Source organism: Prevotella scopos JCM 17725 (genome assembly GCF_018127785.1).
Classification (GTDB): Bacteria; Bacteroidota; Bacteroidia; order Bacteroidales; family Bacteroidaceae; genus Prevotella; species Prevotella scopos.
In genome coordinates this window covers 250,549-268,892 of sequence record NZ_CP072389.1, presented here as the reverse complement: position 1 = coordinate 268,892, position 18,344 = coordinate 250,549, and the positions used below count along the sequence as shown (strand labels likewise).

General features: G+C 42.2%; 11 protein-coding genes. 4 read left to right on the top strand and 7 right to left on the bottom strand.

Annotated elements, in window-relative coordinates:
- The first annotated feature begins 113 nt into the window (after nt 1–113).
- Genes J4856_RS00960 through J4856_RS00950 form a run of 3 tightly spaced genes read left to right on the top strand, consistent with a single transcriptional unit; the run spans nt 114 to nt 6,086 of the window.
- A complete protein-coding gene (locus J4856_RS00960) occupies nt 114–1,790 on the top strand; it encodes a class I SAM-dependent DNA methyltransferase (RefSeq protein ID WP_065368003.1) in 1,677 nt (558 codons plus the stop codon).
- A gap of 7 nt (nt 1,791–1,797) precedes the next feature.
- A complete protein-coding gene (locus tag J4856_RS00955; protein ID WP_025839977.1) occupies nt 1,798–2,871 on the top strand; it encodes a restriction endonuclease subunit S in 1,074 nt (357 codons plus the stop codon).
- A 14-nt stretch (nt 2,872–2,885) separates the two neighbouring features.
- Entirely contained in the window at nt 2,886–6,086 is a 3,201-nt protein-coding gene (locus J4856_RS00950; protein ID WP_065368002.1) for a type I restriction endonuclease subunit R, read from the top strand.
- Between the two features lie 428 nt (nt 6,087–6,514).
- Here the strand turns inward: J4856_RS00950 and J4856_RS00945 are convergent, their stop codons facing one another.
- The 7 genes from J4856_RS00945 to J4856_RS00915 all read right to left on the bottom strand — a co-directional run bounded on the left by J4856_RS00945 (nt 6,515) and on the right by J4856_RS00915 (nt 16,635).
- Complete coding sequence (locus tag J4856_RS00945) at nt 6,515–7,405, bottom strand: IS256 family transposase, variant Zn-binding type (RefSeq protein ID WP_143150379.1); 891 nt, start codon at nt 7,403–7,405, stop codon at nt 6,515–6,517.
- 138 nt (nt 7,406–7,543) lie between these two features.
- Nucleotides 7,544–8,689 carry a DUF1735 and LamG domain-containing protein gene (locus J4856_RS00940; RefSeq protein ID WP_025839900.1) on the bottom strand — a complete coding sequence of 382 codons (1,146 nt, stop codon included), beginning with the start codon at nt 8,687–8,689 and terminating at the stop codon, nt 7,544–7,546.
- A gap of 40 nt (nt 8,690–8,729) precedes the next feature.
- A complete protein-coding gene (locus tag J4856_RS00935) occupies nt 8,730–9,848 on the bottom strand; it encodes a glycoside hydrolase family 18 (RefSeq protein WP_025839899.1) in 1,119 nt (372 codons plus the stop codon).
- A gap of 17 nt (nt 9,849–9,865) precedes the next feature.
- Complete coding sequence (locus J4856_RS00930) at nt 9,866–11,491, bottom strand: RagB/SusD family nutrient uptake outer membrane protein (protein ID WP_065368079.1); 1,626 nt, start codon at nt 11,489–11,491, stop codon at nt 9,866–9,868.
- Nucleotides 11,492–11,497: 6 nt separating this feature from the next.
- Complete coding sequence (locus J4856_RS00925; RefSeq protein ID WP_065368001.1) at nt 11,498–14,608, bottom strand: SusC/RagA family TonB-linked outer membrane protein; 3,111 nt, start codon at nt 14,606–14,608, stop codon at nt 11,498–11,500.
- 411 nt (nt 14,609–15,019) lie between these two features.
- Nucleotides 15,020–16,123 (bottom strand): Mrp/NBP35 family ATP-binding protein, encoded by a 1,104-nt coding sequence (locus tag J4856_RS00920; RefSeq protein ID WP_025839898.1) that lies wholly within the window; start codon nt 16,121–16,123, stop codon nt 15,020–15,022.
- Between the two features lie 140 nt (nt 16,124–16,263).
- Nucleotides 16,264–16,635 carry a hypothetical protein gene (locus J4856_RS00915; protein WP_025839897.1) on the bottom strand — a complete coding sequence of 124 codons (372 nt, stop codon included), beginning with the start codon at nt 16,633–16,635 and terminating at the stop codon, nt 16,264–16,266.
- Nucleotides 16,636–16,889: 254 nt separating this feature from the next.
- Between J4856_RS00915 and J4856_RS00910 the strand changes: the two genes are divergently transcribed.
- Nucleotides 16,890–18,308, top strand: coding sequence for a PepSY domain-containing protein (locus tag J4856_RS00910; RefSeq protein WP_025839896.1), 1,419 nt, complete (start codon nt 16,890–16,892; stop codon nt 18,306–18,308).
- Nucleotides 18,309–18,344: the final 36 nt, after the last annotated feature.

Sequence of the window (18,344 nt, the reverse complement as noted above, 5' to 3'; positions counted from 1 at the left end):
CAGTCAACTTGTCAACTCCTCAACTTATCCACAAAACCTAAGGTATTTTTGTGTTATTTTAATATCTTTGCATAATCATTAAAGAGTCAATACGCAAAAAGAAAAATAAGACAATGACAAGTACCGAACTTAAAGACCTCGAAGGCCGTCTGTGGCAATCTGCCGACATGCTGCGTGCTGGCGCACACCTTGCAGCCAATAAGTATAGTCAGCCTATCCTTGGACTTATCTTCCTCCGCTATGCTGATGTGCTATTTAAGCAGCATAAGGAGGAGATTGACGCAGCCTATAACGAGTATAAGGGCACACGCATGGAGCGTAGCTATAAGGACATAGCCATTGAGAAGTGTGGCTTCTTCCTGCCTGAATGTGCTTATTTTGACTATCTCAATGATGCTCCCGACGATGCCCAAAAGGCGTTGTTAGTAAAGGCTGCTATGGAGGCGATTGAGCAGGAGAACCCACGCATGGACGGCGTTCTGCCAAAGGAGGTCTACGGACAGTTGGTACCAGAGGAAGAACCAGAGCTACTGAGCCGCATCGTACGTGTATTCAAAGACATCCCTGAGAATATCAGTATTGACATCTTCGGACAGATTTACGAATACTTCCTTGGCAACTTCGCCCTTGCTGAAGGTCAGGGAGGAGGAGCCTTCTATACCCCAGCCAGTGTCGTACAGTATATGGTTGAGGTCTTACAACCTGCCACTGGCGATAAGAAGTTTCTTGATCCTGCCTGCGGTTCGGGCGGTATGTTCGTTCAGGCGGCACGCTATATGCACCGCCACAATGCCACTAACGAGCAGATGATGAACTTCCGTTGCTATGGCGTGGAGAAAGAGCCAGACACGGTGAAGTTAGCAAAGATGAACCTGCTACTCAACAATGTGCGTGGCGAGATTACGGAGGCTAACTCCTTCTATAGCGACCCTTACAATGCTGTCGGTCAGTTTGATTATGTCATGGCTAACCCTCCATTTAATGTCGATGAGGTAGTCGTTGAGAAGGTGACAGACGATGCACGCTTTAACACCTACGGTGTACCTCGTAACAAAACAAAGTCTGCAAAGAAGGCTTCTGACAAGAAGGAGACCGTACCTAATGCCAACTACTTATGGATTGGCTATTTTGCTACAGCCCTCAACGAGCAAGGTAAGGCAGCACTTGTCATGGCAAACTCTGCCAGTGATGCAGGAGGTAGCGAACTGGAGATACGTAAGAAGATGATTGAGGACGGCATCATCAGTCAGATGGTGACTCTCCCCAGCAATATGTTCTCTACCGTAACCCTCCCTGCCACACTCTGGTTCTTCAATAAGAAACGACCAAAGAAAGACGAGATTCTCTTTATTGATGCTCGTAACATCTTCACACAGGTAGACCGTGCACACCGTAAGTTCTCTGAAGAGCAGGTGAAAAGCCTTGGAATCATCTCTCGCCTTTACGAGGGCGACAGCGATGCTTTCTGGGCATTGGTCGATGAGTATAAGGCAGAGGGCAAGCAGAGCGAGGCAGACTGGCTTTTAGAACGCTGGCCAGACGGCAAATATCAAGACATTGTCGGTCTGTGCAAGGTAGCGAAACTTGAAGGCGAAGACGGCATTATCGACAACGATTATAGCCTCAACGCAGGACGATATGTGGGCGTGGTGATTGAAGACGATGGAATGACCGAAGAAGAATTCCGCACCGAAATGCTATCGCTAAACTCGGAGTTTGCAAAGCTATCCGCTGAAGCGAAGGACTTGGAGAGTGAGATTGATAAGAACTTAAAGGAGTTGTTGGGCTAAGGAGAGTATGGAAACGATTCGATTCGATGATTTTATCAGACTTAACCGTGGATTTGATTTACCAGATTATAAGATAGAAAAGGGAGAATATCCTGTAATAACATCTACCAATATAAAAGCCTTTCATAAAGAATATAAAGTGGAAGGTCCTATGGTTGTTACTGGACGTTCAGGAAGTTTAGGTAAAGTTCAATATATAGAGGGAAGATGCTGGCCTCTAAATACGTCCTTATATGTTAAAGACTATAAGGGGAATTTTCCAAGATATGTGTATTACTTCTTACAAATGATGCATTTAGAACAATATAATGCTGGAGTAGGTGTACCTACACTGAATCAAAATCACTTACATTCTCTTAAAATTAAAATACATGAAAAAAAGCTTCAACAGAAGATAGCCTCTATCCTTTCCGCCTATGACCGCCTTATCGAGAACAACACTCGTCGTATCCGTCTGTTAGAACAGATGGCAGAGAACCTTTATAAAGAGTGGTTCGTCCGTTTCCGATTCCCTGAACACGAGAATGTAGAAATGGTTAATGGACTACCTAAAGGGTGGAAGGTAAAGCGTTATGAAGAAGAATTAAATATTCGATATGGGAAAGGGTTATCTACCGAACAATTAAAGGAAGAAGGATACCCTGTATTTGGTAGCAATGGACAGATAGGCTTTTATGATTCATATATGTATGAAGATCCACAAATTCTTATATCTTGCCGTGGTGCATCTTCTGGTATTGTGAATATCTCATTGCCGAAATCATTTATTACGAGTAATTCTCTTATATGTGAACGAACAGAAAAAACGGAATCTCTATATGAGTATTTAAAGTATTATTTCTTAAATAATAATCTTGTACAATATCAAACAGGATCAGCACAACCACAAATAACAATTAACAACATTGTGAAACTGAAGCTGTTAGTACCAGAACTAAAAGTACAGAGAAGTTTTTCAGAAAAGATTAGAGTAATAGACATGGAGATTTATAACCTCCAATCACAAATCCAACTCCTCACTCGCCAGCGTGACCTTCTCCTTCCCCGTTTGATAAGTGGCAAACTTGAAGTAAAATCTTAACAAAATAGTCTATTATGAAATCGTTTATCAGTGAAGACGACATAGAGCAGACCCTTTGTACCCGACTATCGCAACCAGAGTTCGGATGGAAGCGTATTGAGTGTGACCCGAGTGTGGAGGCACAAGACGACGTTAGCAAGACGGGGCGACGCAACTCGTCAGAGTGCATCTTACCTGCGGTGTTCCTTACTGCCTTAGAACGACTTAACCCACAGATTGACAAGAGCATCTTAGCGCAGGTTGTAGCCGACTTCCGTAAGGACTATACGGGTAAGGACATGATGGACACAAACTATAAGTTCTATAACTATCTGCGCAATGGCATCAATGTAAAGGTAAAGAAGAATGGCAAAGACGACTTTGACATCGTTCGGCTGATAGACTTTGATAATGTAGAGAACAACGACTTCCACTGTGTCAACCAGATGTGGATAAAGGGTAGGATTCGTTATCGTCGCCCTGATGTCCTCTTGTTTGTCAATGGACTTCCAATGGTCTTCATCGAGTTGAAGAACTCAACCGTAAAGATAAAGGAAGCCTATGAGAAGAATCTCGTTAGCTACCGAGAAGATATACCCAATATCTTTGCACTAAACCAGATATGCGTACTCTCAAATGGTATGCAGACGAAGTTGGGTGCTTGGAACTCTAAGTATGAATTCTTCTTCGACTGGCTAAAGGTCAACGATGAACATGAGAAACTCGACCGTGAGCATATAGCCGAGTATGGTCTTTCAATCATCAACCTCATTGACGGTCTTTTCCGCAAGGAACGCCTGTTAGACTATATAGAGAACTTTATCTTCTTTGACAATAAGCGCGTGAAGATTATCGCTAAGAACCACCAATACTTAGGCGTAAACAACCTCATGAAGAGCGTGGAACGCAGAGAAGAACTAAAAGGAAAGTTAGGTGTGTTCTGGCATACGCAGGGCTCGGGCAAGAGTTATTCGATGGTGATGTTTGTAAGAAAAGTAAGGCGTAAGCTAAAAGGCAACTTCACCTTCCTCGTCATTACCGACAGAGACGACCTCGACACACAGATACACAAGACCTTCGTGCGCAGTGAGGTTATTGGCGAGAAAGAAGAGTGCCAGCCAAAGAATGCAGCTCAACTGCGTGAGTTCCTTAGTGGTAATAAACCGATGGTCTTCACGCTGATACATAAGTTTCAGTATGATAAGACAAAGAAATATCCCATCCTCTCTGAGCGCAATGACATCTTTGTCTTAGTAGACGAAGCACATAGAACACAGTATAAGCAGTTGGCAGAGAATATGCATACAGGTCTGCCTAATGCTAACTACATCGCCTTTACAGGAACCCCTTTGTTAGGTTCAAAGCGATTGACCAACCAATGGTTTGGTGACTATGTATCAGAATATAACTTTGCACAAGCAATTGAAGATGGTAGTACGGTGCGCCTGTACTATAGTCGTCGAGTGCCAGAGGTGGGATTAGAGAATAACTGGCTTGACTCAGACATTGACAAGATAGTCGAAGAAGAAGAACTCAACGATAGAGAAAGAGAACTCTTAGAGAACTCCTCCTCACGTATCTTAGAGGTAATCAAGCGCGACGGACGTCTTGACCGTATTGCACAAGACATTGCCCACCACTTCCCAAGACGAGGTTTCTTAGGAAAAGGAATGGTGGTCAGTGTTGATAAGTACACGGCTGTGAAGATGTATGAGAAGGTGCAACACTACTGGGGAGAAGAGAAGAAAGCCCTCATCAAGGAGCGCAATGCAGCCAAGACGAAGGAAGAACGTGACGAGCTGACAGCACGATTAGACTATATGAATAAGGTTGAGATGGCTGTCATCATCAGTGAAGAGGCTGACGAAGTAGAGAAATTCAAAGCGCAAGGATTAGACATCACTGTTCATCGCAACAAGATGAACGAGATAACACCTGAGGGAAAAGACATTGAAGACAGATTTAAAGATAAGGACGATCCGCTAAGTTTGGTCTTTGTATGTGCGATGTGGCTCACAGGCTTTGACGTCCCTTCCCTCTCAACCCTTTATTTAGACAAGCCGATGAAGGGACATACACTGATGCAAGCGATTGCTCGTGCCAACCGTGTATTCCCCGGTAAGAACTGCGGTATCGTGGTTGACTATGTCAATGTGTTTAAGTATATGCAGCAAGCACTGTCTGACTATGCCTCAAATGGTGAGGAAGGTGCAGAGTTCCCAGCAAAGGATATTACGCGGTTAATCACAACCATTGACGGTTGTATTGAGGAGTGCGACTCCTTCTTACAAGGTTTAGGGATAAGATTAGATAAGATTATCACCGATGGTGACACACTTGACAAACTGGAGTCCTTGCGATTGGCATACGACAAAATCCTTGAGAAAGACGAGAGTAAAAACAGGTTTAAGGTGATGAGTAACCTTATGATGAACCTGCATGATGCTGCAAAGCCAGAGATATTTGAACTTGGATGGCAGAATGAGAAGTTCTCTCCACTGAGTTATCTCAATGGGCTGTTCTGTAACAGAATAGATGATGAGAAACTAAGAAGGGCAAAAGAGAAGATGAGCTACACACTGGACGATAGCGTTACGGTGATGGTTGCAGAAGACAAGCCACAATATAGTATTCATCAGAGTAAGGTGATCGACTTAAGTAAATTAGATATAGAAAGTATTCGTAAGTCTATCAATGCAACACCTTATAAGTCAATGGAGATTGATAACCTCCGCACCTTTATAGAAACAGCTTTGGAACAGTTGATTAATAAGAACTGTACCAGAGTGCCATTCTCCCAAAGATACAAGAATATCATTGACACCTATAATGCAGGTGGTACGGAGAATGAGGATTACTATGAGAAGTTGTTACAGCTGATTGATGAACTCAAGAAAGAGCAGGGACGGTCGGCAGATATGGGATTAAAGGAGGAAGAACTTGAAATCTACGACCTTCTTATCCAAGGTAGAAAGCTAACAAAGGATGAAGAGAAGGAAGTTATCCTTGCTTCTAAAAACCTCTATAACAAGTTGGTGGAGGAAAAAGAAAGATTGTTGGTGGTTGACTGGTATAAAGACCCACAACCAAAGACAAAGGTGTTGGGACTGATACAACGGTCGCTGGATAAGGATTTGCCAAAGACCTATGATAGGGAGGTGTTTTCGAACAAGACAAACCTGCTGCTGGATCACTTTGTAGATATGGCTGTACAGGGGTATGGTTGGATATCATAATGGTTAGGTCTATGCCATGCCATAATGGTTGGAGCTATGCCTTCTCATTAAGATAAACGAACAGCCTACATATATCTGTACATAGATGTGCCTTGCATTCCTATCATGAATTAATTACCTTTGCAACGGTAAAGTTCAAACCTCAATGCTCAAACTTCAAAAGATAAAAACTCATATCATAAAGTTCAAAGTTCAAACCTCAAAGTTCAAAAGATAAAAGAGTTCAAAGGATAAAAAACTCATATCATAAAGCTCAAAGTTCAAACATCAAAGTTCAAAGGATAAAAGAGTTCAAAGTAAAAAAAGAGTCGGACATCGCTGTCCGACTCTTTTATATATTATTTCGGCTTATGTGACAAAAGTGTGCTTATTTTAGCGTCGTTTTCTCTTATGTGACAAAAATGTGCTTAAAATCTCCCATTCCCCTTTTATTTCTTAGGAGAATGGGACTTTATAAAGTCTTGGATGAAGATCTTTCTTCTTTCCATACTGATCCCCTTGTGTAGGTTCAATTTTGTCTTTAAATCTGCATTGAGTGATTCAATGGCATTGTTTGTATTTGGCATCTTCAATTCAGGGTAATCATAGTATGTCCACAATGACGACATATTCCTTTTAAGGCTCAAAAAAGCACTACGTAGAGCTTTATGAGTATAATGTGATTTTCCATCTTCTGTTGTTGTCCGTTCCTTAAGAAAATCCTCCCACTTGGTGTACCATTCCTTTAAAGCCCCAATAAAGGACTCCTTGTCCGTATGACATAACATCTTGGATAATTCAAGCAGTTCTTTTGAAGCCTCAAGCTTGGGTCTTGAAGTTAGTTTTGTCTTTATAGTCATTACTTGATGGAACTGGCATAATTGGAATTTATAATTGGGAAAAGCTTGCCTAAGTCCCTTAAAACCATCGCATACAAGCCCTTGAATGGTATACCCAAGTGACTCCAAGTAGCTTATGCCCTCCTTATAGTCTTCAAGACGTTCATGCCTATTGATAAACTTAAACCAAAGTACATCACCAGACAATGAATCCTTCATGATAACGACACCAAAATTACGTCCCCAATAGGTGGCATCCATTAAAACCACTACAGGGCGAACAAGAAGGTTGGGAAGTTCTTCTTTATAAGATTTGGTGAGTTTTCTATAAATTGTCCTGGTTGAAACTCCGTACTCCTCTGATAGATCTTTGACTGTTAGATTACCCTTGGAATAACGATTATTGACAATGGTATTGGTAAGGCGATTATGTCCAACAAAGCTCCTCTTACAGCACTTACAATACCAGCGTTGACTACCATTAAGATGACCACGTTTTATAGTCGATTTTGAGCCACAATAAAAGCAGATTTTTTGCCATAAAAATATAAATAAAACAAAGATAATGATTATTAGATAGTTACAAGGATTTTAAGCACATTTTTGTCATATAGGCCATTATTTCTTTAAGGGGAAACCTTATTGAAGATCCTTCATTGTGACAGGCTGAGCGAGAGTAGCAAACTCAAGACCACCAGTAGTACACTCAATACCCTTAGCAGCATCCTTAATCTTATTGCCATTTACGGTCTCTGAACCATCCATCTTGAAATAGAGTTCCAGACCATCAGACTTAGGATTAACACCTAACATATTCTGCTTAATCTGATTTTCGGTACGAGCAACACTCCATACACGAACCTCACTCATATAACCATAGAATGGACGTTCACCCCAAGGGAAGCCCGGAATCTTACCAATGTTGAAACCAACATCAGCGTTAGGATCGAAGCCAGAGATATTCCATGCAGACTCAGCCCACTTCGTACCATTGAGATACATAACGGTCTTACCCGTTGCTTGATCGAAGGTTACTGCCACATGATACCACTTATTAATCTGAAGTTTCTCAGGTGCTTCGTAGTGCTGTCTACCTGCTATCTGAAGAATACCAGCAGAGATTCCACCACCAACATCACCAACACGGAAAATCATCAGACCCTCAGAACCCATGATGGTACAGTTGCTGCCCCACCAAATAGAGTGAACCAATGCCTCATAGGTGAAGGACTTAAAGTAGGTTCCTGCTGGGAACTTCACAGAGATATACTTATTATAGAAATCACCAGCCTTCGTAATCTTGACAGGTTTAGCCAAAACAATATACTCAACGTCCTCACCATCAATGATAGGTGTAGAAGCAGAATGAAGCTTGACAGGCAACATATAGTTCTTACCTGCCTCTAACTGATCAAGATTGTTAAGCGTCAACGACACCTTGTCAGCATAGATGCTTCCTGCAGCTATTGTTGAAGAAGTCTTACTGAACGTAACATTCTGATGCTTGAAAGCAACATAGTCTGTTCCATACTTGCTATTATAAAGAGCAACCAATGATGAGTCGGCAAGTGAATAAGAGACATCTACTGCCCCATCTTGCTTGTTAGAAAGGCGAGAAGTAATATCAACATCTAAGGTTGAACCAGTGTCTGGCATTTCGACTTTCTGCAGATTACCATCAAAATAGACCTTCTGCTTCAACAAATCGCTCTCACTGTCCTGGCAACTCACCACACAGCATGCGGCAAACGCCACAGCAATATGTTTGAAAATATGCTTGTTCATATTTGTATTCTATTAAATTTATAATGTGAGATATGCAATGTTAAGGTTGAGTGGTTTGACCCATTCTCTCCTTGAACACCTGTTGGTTAATCTGAATTGCCTGACGCATCCACTTGTAGTTAGGAGTATTGTCGTAGTCGTTATCGAAACGATAAGCACCTACTCCACCCTTGTAACCCTTAGAAGGCATACTTTTGGCTTGTCTTAACAGCTGACCACCACTCTTGAAAGAAGACTCAAAGTTATCGGTTGTGATAATTGTCTTTGGATCAACACCGTAGTAATCGAAGTGAGTTGTACGACCGTAAGCCTGGTCAATCCAGTAATCAACATATCCATCCAAATCCTCAGTAAGTCCACCAAAGTGGCCATCAATACAGATAAGACGGTGGCCCTTGTGCTCTGGATCACTCTTAGGACCGATATACTTGTTCATCTCCTTTACCAAATAAACAAGGTCGGCATTAGTGCTAAGCGTGCCATCCATATCGAAGACACCACTACCAATCTCCCAGTCAATATCGTAACCGTCCCAATCATTGGCTACCAACGAGTCGCAGAGTGCCTTTGCAAAGCGAGCCAAAGCCTGCTTATGGTTATCAGAACCAGCAACACCCTCATAGCCCCAGAACTTCCAACGAGCCTTCTTCTTAGCCTCTTCAACGCGAGCTTGGTCGTTTGCCCAGCCTTCTTTTTCAGCCTGCTTCTCAACAGCAGTGTAGACAGAGTCAGGAGTTCTACCCTTACCAATGTAAGACAAGAGTGTCACCTCCAAAAGCTTAGTACCCTTCACCTTCTGCACGAACTCCTTGTCCTTCTTCTGCTCAGGTGTGATATTAAAGCGGTTAGGTGCACCACTCCACATGGAAACGATGTCCATACTATCTGGCATAGAAGTAAGATAGCCACGGCGGTAGGTACCTGCTGGCGACCAGTTAGAATACCAACCGAAGGCAACAGGACGACCATAGTTAACGGCTTGCTGCTTATAAGCTCTCAAATCGGCATAATACTTCTCGCTCTCAGCATTGTTCATCGTATTATATCCACCGATATGATCGTAAGGTTCGTTCTCTACCTCTGTCATCTTGCTACATCCACAGAAAAGGACTCCTGCACAGAGCAATACCAACGAACTGATATATTTAAAGTTTTTCATATTCAAAATGCTTGATATTAATGATTCTTATTGTCCCACCACAAACGTGTACCAGCCTTATCCAGACCGCCACGAAGTAGCTTGCGTGCACTCTCTAAGTTGGCAATATCCTCTGCCGATGTAGACTTATTAGTTGGGAAACGCATACGACGGATGCCTACCTCGCTATCAATCTCACCGTTGCTATAGTTTGTAACCACACTATGCAACTTAGGATAACCTGTACGACGATACTCAGTCCAAGCCTCTTGTCCGTTAGGATAGAGTGCAATCCACTTCTGTATCATAATCTTCTCAAGTTTCTCCTCATCGGTTCCAGTCCACTCTGTGGTTGCCTGAGTTACTGCTGGTACGTCTACATTCACACCTGGATTAGTGAGATGGAAACTGTAAGCAGATGGCTTGAGACCAGACGACATATAGTCTGCTACCTCAGAACTTGCAATACCATTCTCTTCAAATGACATCTCGATACCCTTCTCATAAAGTGACTCAGCAGTACCACCCACAGCGAATCCATGCAGAGCAGCCTCAGCCAAGAGGAAGTAAACCTCAGAAGCACGCATCCAATAAGTAGGAGTTGTACTTGTGATAGCTGGACGAGAAGAATCCTTGAAAGCATCGTTAGAGCTTACGTCATGACCTGTTGGTACACCAGAATACTTTCCGTATGTGCCCACAGTCACTGCCTGAGAAACAGTACTTGTATTGAAGTACTTTGGCAGACGTGGGTCTTGATAACCACCTAAGTAAGCCAACATAGAAGAACCCATACGGCACTCGTTATACTGGTTGATGAGAACATCGAGGTTATTCTTGAACTCCAAGCTTGCGCCTCTCTCCATCTTAGCCTCATCATCCTTAGTCTTCATCACACCATAAGGATGATTGACAGCCTGTAAAGCATACTGCTTTGAGAGGGCTGCATCGGCATAATAAACACGCATTGCAAGGCGTAACATCAATGAGTTGGCATAGACAACCCACTTGTGAACGTCGCCTGCATAGATAGCATCAGCATTTGGCAAGAGTTTGCTGTTACCATTATCAGCGTACTTTGTCAACACCTCAATAGCATCAGAGAGTTCCTTGAACATTGACTTATACACTTCTTCCTGGCTATCGTATGGCACAGTGATAAGTCCTTTACCTGCCTCCTTATAAGGGATAGGTCCGAACATATCGGTAGCCTTATGCCAAGCAGAAATCTTTAGAATCTGAGCTAAGGCGAAAACCTCTGGGAACTGTGTTTCTGTCTTACCCTTTAAGTCTTGCCACAAAGGTACAACCGTTGAGTAAGACTCGGTGTAAGACGATGCTACCCAACCATCCTTGAGGAAATAGTTGAGGTTATTAGGACCGCCCCAGTTATTGTTCTGACCGAAATAACCACTCCAACAATCTGCTGCAAGGTTATAAGCTGTTTGATATCTATTAGCAACACTGGTACCATCTGCCTGTGTTCCTACTGGGAAGACGCATTTCTGCATGGCAGTTATAGGACCACCAATAGAAATACCATCCATCAATCCCTCCTCTGGGAGGAGTTCAAACTCGTTAGTGTTTACCTTTTGGAAGTCACAAGCCGTAAACATGGACAAGGCAAGGACACCTACGATATATTTATATGCGTTTGTCTTCATCTTCAATTAAAATTTGAATTTAATACTGAAACCATAACTCTTCAGACTTGGCTGCATGAAATAGTCATTGCCCTGTCCATAAGTACCTGTTGAAGCTGTAAGCTCTGGGTCGAAAGGTGCTTTACAATAAATCATCCATGGATTTGTAGCCACAAATGAAAGGGTCAAATCCTTAATGACATTATTAAACAGCTTTGAATTAAACTTATAGCTCAAAGTAAGTTCCTGCAAACGAACGTTTGTTGCACTATAGGTATAGTAACCTGCGAGGTCATTCTCACCTGTAGCAACAAGTGTATAATACTTCTTTGCATCATACAAGCCCTGATTTGGAATCATCACGCCACTAGCATCTCTTGCATCTGCTGATGCCTTAGACACACCAAAACGGTCTAACAATGCCTGTGTTGAAGAAGTAACAATACCGCCAACACGTGCATTAATCAAGAAACTAAGCCCGAAGTTCTTGTAGGTGAAGTTGTTGTTCCAACCCATTGTGAAGTCTGGGGTAGTCTTACCTAAGTAGATAGGCTCAACAGTCTCTAAGTTCATACCGCCTGATGGACTAACATTTACGAAGCCCTGATTGTCCTTTGCCAATACCTTTCTTGCATAAATATCATTGATAGAACCGCCTACCTTAAGCAGAACGCGACCATTATCCTTTGATACTTCAGGGATATTGATTGGCTTTGGACTCAATGGGTGATAGTAGTCCTTCACCATCTCCTTAATCTCATTGACATTCTTAGAGTAAACCAATGATGAGTTCCATTGCAAACCACCGAAGTTATCGCTATAACCTAATGCCATCTCGACACCACGGTTCTCTACATTACCTGCCTGCAAGTAAACAGCCTTGTAACCAGAGCTCTCTGGCAACTCACCGATAAATGTCTGATTGTAAGTATTAGACTTATACCAAGTGAAGTCGAATGATAACTTCTTCCAGAAACGAGCAGTCAAACCGAACTCGTATGACTTTGTACGCTCTGCCTTATAATCAGTAAATGGATAGATGTCTGTCGATTTCAAGCTACCACCAACGATTGGCGTTGTGATAGTGCCAGGAGTCATACCTGAACGTGAAACAGGAGAACCAACTTCAGTATAAGACCCACGAACCTTCAAATAAGAAATAAATGAAGGGAGTTTTGTCATCTCTGAGATAATACCAGATAAACCAACTGATGGATAGAAGAATGATTCCTCAGATGAGTTTACAAGGCGTGAGTTCCAGTCGTTACGACCTGTCAAAGTAAGATAAACCATGCTTCTCCAACCCAATTCGGCACTTGCAAAAGCTGCAACGTTGCGTACCTTTGAGTCACCACCAGCCTCTCGAATCTTGCTATCACTTGGGTTAATATTGTTCAAAGAGAACTTATTTGGTACTAATACTAAGTTACCACCATAACCACGGGTGAGAGATGCATAGTCAGAATAGCTATAACCAACGTTGGCAGCAAGACTGAACTTACCGAAGGTCTTATTGATATTGGCAATAGCGTCAATATAAGTCTGATGATCCTTATAATCAAAGTAGTCATAAGCACCTTTTTCCTTTGCAAAATAATTGAACGATGATGCATAAATCTTACGTTCACTCGTGATAAACGTCTTGTCGAAACGGATACGACCTGCTACGTTCAACCAATCAAAGATATTATAGGTAAGACCTGCATTAAACATAAAACGGTCCTTGTCATCAGGGGCTAAGTTACGATAAGCTGTCCAGTAAGGGTTCTGGTTAGCAAAACGGCTGTCGCTGATTGGCCAATACTGAGTTGGGAAGTTTCTCACGTTATCGTAACGCTCAAAGGTCTTTATACCTTCAAAAGACTCGCCACGTGGGAAGAGATAAGCTGCAACGATTGGGTTCCAATACTCACCCTGTGACACCATGTTATTGTCCTTCTGCTTGATATAAGATGCACCAAGGTCGAGTTGCACCTTATTCTTAAACATACGGGTGGTGTTACGGATTGTGAAGTTGTAGCGATCGTAAGTATTATTAGGTACGATACCACGTGAATTAGTTGTTGCTACAGAGGCAAAAGTCTGATTGAACTCGTTACCCATATTCAATGTTAAAGCATTGATGAAGTTCGTACCAGTGCGGAAAAAGTCCTTCTTTGGATCGTATGAACTTGGTGTTGCAAGTTTCTCACCCCAACTTTCGTATGAGCCAAGCTTATTGCCATAGGTGTTCTGGAACTCTGGCATCAACAAAGGTGAGCTAAAATCTGCAGAACTTGAGAACGAAATATCAACCTTTCCTTCCTTACCTTTCTTTGTGGTGATGAGAATGGCACCATTAGCAGCATTACTACCATAGAGGGCTGCAGCAGATGGACCAGCTAAGACGCTGATGCTCTCGATATCCTCTGGATTGAGATCGGCAATACCTTCACTGCTTACACGACCTTCACCCATGATACCACTATCACGTCCGCCGCTGAAGTTGAAGATTGGAATACCATCGATAACATATAAAACGTTGTTATCGCCTTCAATTGACTTAGCACCACGCATAATTACACGTGTTGCACCTCCGACACCACTGGCACTCTTGGAAATACTGACACCAGCCACCTTTCCATTTAATGAATTCACAAAGTTAGCATCTTTGTTACGTGTCAACTCATTTGAGCCTACTGATTGTACATTGTAACTCAAGGCTTTCTCGGCACGTTTAATACCCAAGGCTGTCACAACGACCTCGTTCATCGTGTTTGCTACTTCCTTAAGCGTAACATCAATTGTAGTCTTGTCACCAACAAGGATTGTCTGAGCGGTATAGCCGACATACGAGATGACCAACTTCGCTTTGGGCGCTGCATTAATGGTGTAGTTACCATCAATGTCAGTCACTACACCATCTTTAGAGCCTTCCACCATGATGGTGGCTCCAATCAATGGTTCACCAGCAGAGTCAACGACACGACCAGTTACCTTGTGATTACCGCTTTGTTGCACAGCCTGTACTGTTGCAGCATCAGGTGAGCCTACGGGATTTCCTACTGCATTAGCACTCGTTGGCACTAATGCAACAGAAAGGGCAAAAGCAACTGAGAAATACAGATGCTTCTGCTTTGATTCATGAATAATTCTCATTAGGTTCAGAGTTTAAATTTTAATATTTTAGGTTTCAAATTGTTGTTTTCTTATGATAGCAGTATGAACGACTGGGTTACGTCATTGCCACCTCTCACTGTAAGCGGTGAAGTAGGATTCTCGCTTTATCAGCAATGGCTACTCAACGAATAAACGTCAATCTCACGAATGATTAATTGCTTAAATAAATAATAGCTTAGGTCAATGAACGTGTCTTAATAAGTGCAAAAGTATAAAATAAATTTGTAAACAACACACTTTTCTCTAAAAAAACAGTCATGGTGTTTGTTATGGTTAAAAGATAACTCTGAGCATCAACAGATTACAACAAACATAAAAAAAGAGACATACGCTCTTCACGTACATCTCTGTTTTTGTTTGATGTTTAAAACATCCTAGTTGCCTGTATGCTTATTCGTTCTTTACATCAACTATCTTTGTTGGAGCCTGCTCCTTGTTACGACGATTAACCACTGTAACCACGCTCTGGGCAAGACTTAGGAAAGCCTGACCGGTAACCGTATCAACCTGAGTTGCTGCTGGAGTTCCCTTATCACCATTCTCACAAATACTCTGTACAATAGGAATCTGGGCAAGCAATGGGCAGTCGAGTTCCTTCGCTAAGTTCTTACAGCCGTCTTTTCCAAAGATATAGTATTTGTTCTCTGGCAGTTCAGCTGGTGTGAACCATGCCATATTCTCTACCAAACCAAGGATTGGAATATTCACCTTGTCATTGCGATACATGTCTATACCCTTACGTGCATCAGCCAGAGCTACATTCTGTGGCGTTGATACAATCACCGCACCTGTAATAGCAAGCGTCTGCATGAGGGTCAGATGAATATCGCTCGTACCAGGAGGAGTATCGAGAATAAAGTAATCTAACTCGCCCCAGTCTGCATCAGCAATGAGTTGCTTGAGTGCTGAGGTAGCCATACCACCACGCCAAAGCGTTGCTGTGTCTGGGTTGACAAAGAAACCGATAGAAAGTAGCTTTACACCATATTTCTCTACTGGTTCGATGAGCTGACGACCATCTTTTTCTACTCCGTATGGACGTGCATCCTCAACACCAAACATCTTTGGCATACTTGGACCAAAGATATCTGTATCCAGCAAACCAACCTTATAGCCAAGACGTGCTAAGGCTATAGCAAGATTAGCAGAGACGGTACTCTTCCCTACTCCACCTTTACCAGAACTTACTGCAATGATATTCTTCACCTGTGGCAATAACTTACCGACCTCAGGACGTGGAGCATTCTTAAATTCTGTGGTGATAGTTACTTCAACCTCCTTACCAACAGAATAGTGTATCTGGGCCTCAGCGGCCTTTATAGTAGATTTGAGAAAAGGATCGGTCTCACGTGGGAAAATAAGCGTGAAACTAACTTTATTACCATTGATGCTGGGTGTGTCTGCCAACATCTCACTTTCAATAATATTCTTCTTTGTTCCTGGATAAATTACTTTCTCCAGTGCATCTGTAATGAGTTTTGGATATAATGTCATTGTTTTATTATTTTATCAATCTTAAATGAAGTCACTAAAAAAGGACCTCTCATTGCTCTAAAAGCCCGTACGCATCCAAATAGGGATTCCTCTTATTTCATTGAATATTCAAAAAGAATGCCACAAAATAATCGGGCACATTAGTTATTCTGCGATTGCTCCCACTTTTCCCACTCTTTAGCAACAGCTTTCCAATCTGTCATCTCACCTGCCTCAATAGCTTGCTGCTCACGTGCAGCCTCGTCACGAGCCTCGTCACGAGCACGCTTTGCTTTCATGTCGGCAATTGTGGCATCGTCAAGAATCTGAATAGCGCCACGTTCAATAGCGTCCTGCAATTCCTCCTCGCCAAAAGCTTTACCGGGTTCATTGAAATCAGATATATTAAACTCGTAGATGGTACGGAGGTCATGACGAACAAGTTTCTGCTTCGCACGATTTCCCGCATTCTTCAGTCGGAGTAGTTTTTTTATTTCTTTTATCTCGTCTTTTGCGAATTTATTTCTTCCCATGTTTTGATTCTTATTCGGATGTCAATGATAGCGTTCTTGTCTGCGAAGATAGCAACAAAATCCCAATGCTGCAAGTTTTTCGTAAGGAATAAATAGAACACTTGTCACTAAGGATATAAACTATTTGTGCGTAAATTCAAAATCATATCGTCGAAAAATGTTCGTTTACGAGACCTAAAATATAGATTTTTTTTTGTAAGTTTGTACTCACTTTAAAAACTGAGTAAATAACAACATATCACAAACAACAAAATATGAAACGCAAAACATGGCGTAAATATCACAAATGGATTGGAATAATCATTACATTCTTTTTGGTAATGTTCTGCTTATCAGGAATAATTCTCAATCATCGCCAATCCTTCGCAGATATCAACGTAAGTCGTGCCATCCTACCAGCGCGCTATTCTTTTGAACAATGGAACAATGGGTTACTGCGTGGAACTCTGCGTTATAATGATGCAGATAAGCATAACAAAGTAATTATCTATGGTGCGGCTGGTGTCATTCAAACGGACTCAGCGGCATCAAAGTTCACAGAATATAACCAAGGACTGCCTTCAGGTGCTGATTATCGCCAGATAAGAGGGGTTGTGAAAACTCCTAAAAATGATATTTTTGCAGCCAGCGTCATGGGGCTTTATAAATTAGGTAAGAACTCACAATGGCAACCGGTGTCTTTACCTCTACAAGAGAATGACGAATTATTGACTGATATCATCACGCATGGTGATACGTTGATTGTGCTTTCTCGTTCCCACCTTTATTATGCCAAGACACCTTACAAGACATTTACTTGTCTTACACTTCAATCCCCTAACGGCTATGAAGGCAAGGTTTCACTCTTCCGTCAAATATGGCTTCTACACAGTGGCGCATTATTCGGAACCATTGGAAAACTACTCGTGGATGGAATCGGTATTATCCTCATCTTACTTTGTGTAACAGGTATATGGTTCTGGCTCCGTCATAAAAGTACATCGGTGCTTGTGTGGCATAATAAAATTGGAGTTTACACCTTCTATATTACACTCTTCCTTGCGATCACTGGCTGGGCCTTACGTCCACCTCTCATGATTTTACTCGCAAAGAATAGTACAAAACCATTGCCGGGCACAACCTTGAGTAGCGACAACGCTTGGAATGACAAACTGAGAATGATACGTTATGATGACCAGAAGCACGATTGGCTCATCTCAACTTCTGAAGGATTTTTCTCACTCAAAACACTTGCTGACAAACCAACAGCTATTGAGTATGCACCCCCTGTAAGCGTCATGGGACAGAACGTATGGCAACGTATAAATGACAACACATGGGTTGTCGGGTCCTTTGATGGTCTTTTCCTTTGGAACAGAGATTATAACGAAGTTGCCCCATACGATGACATAATAGCTTTCAATCCTAGTATTCCTGGTACTGCACCGAGCGAACAAATGATTACGGGCTTTAGTTCTGACTTCAAAAACAAGGAGTGTATAGCAACTTATTACTTAGGTTCATCATTTGCAAAACAACCCGAAGAGTTCAAGAACAAACCAATGTCTCTTTGGAGTCTTGCCTTAGAGGTACACACTGGCCGAATCTATGCAGGAGCATTAGGTTCTTTCCTCTTCATCTTCGTCGCAGGTATCCTCATCATCATCGTCCTCGTGTCAGGTAAGAAAGCGTAGGGGAGCAAATAACCAAGTAGGAAAAAAACACGAACA

Coding starts and splice junctions, on each gene's coding strand:
- J4856_RS00925 (WP_065368001.1), bottom strand. CDS start 14,608: ATGAGAATTATTCATGAATCAAAGCAGAAGCATCTGTATTTCTCAGTT.
- J4856_RS00960 (WP_065368003.1), top strand. CDS start 114: ATGACAAGTACCGAACTTAAAGACCTCGAAGGCCGTCTGTGGCAATCT.
- J4856_RS00910 (WP_025839896.1), top strand. CDS start 16,890: ATGAAACGCAAAACATGGCGTAAATATCACAAATGGATTGGAATAATC.
- J4856_RS00915 (WP_025839897.1), bottom strand. CDS start 16,635: ATGGGAAGAAATAAATTCGCAAAAGACGAGATAAAAGAAATAAAAAAA.
- J4856_RS00940 (WP_025839900.1), bottom strand. CDS start 8,689: ATGAACAAGCATATTTTCAAACATATTGCTGTGGCGTTTGCCGCATGC.
- J4856_RS00930 (WP_065368079.1), bottom strand. CDS start 11,491: ATGAAGACAAACGCATATAAATATATCGTAGGTGTCCTTGCCTTGTCC.
- J4856_RS00935 (WP_025839899.1), bottom strand. CDS start 9,848: ATGAAAAACTTTAAATATATCAGTTCGTTGGTATTGCTCTGTGCAGGA.
- J4856_RS00920 (WP_025839898.1), bottom strand. CDS start 16,123: ATGACATTATATCCAAAACTCATTACAGATGCACTGGAGAAAGTAATT.
- J4856_RS00955 (WP_025839977.1), top strand. CDS start 1,798: ATGGAAACGATTCGATTCGATGATTTTATCAGACTTAACCGTGGATTT.
- J4856_RS00950 (WP_065368002.1), top strand. CDS start 2,886: ATGAAATCGTTTATCAGTGAAGACGACATAGAGCAGACCCTTTGTACC.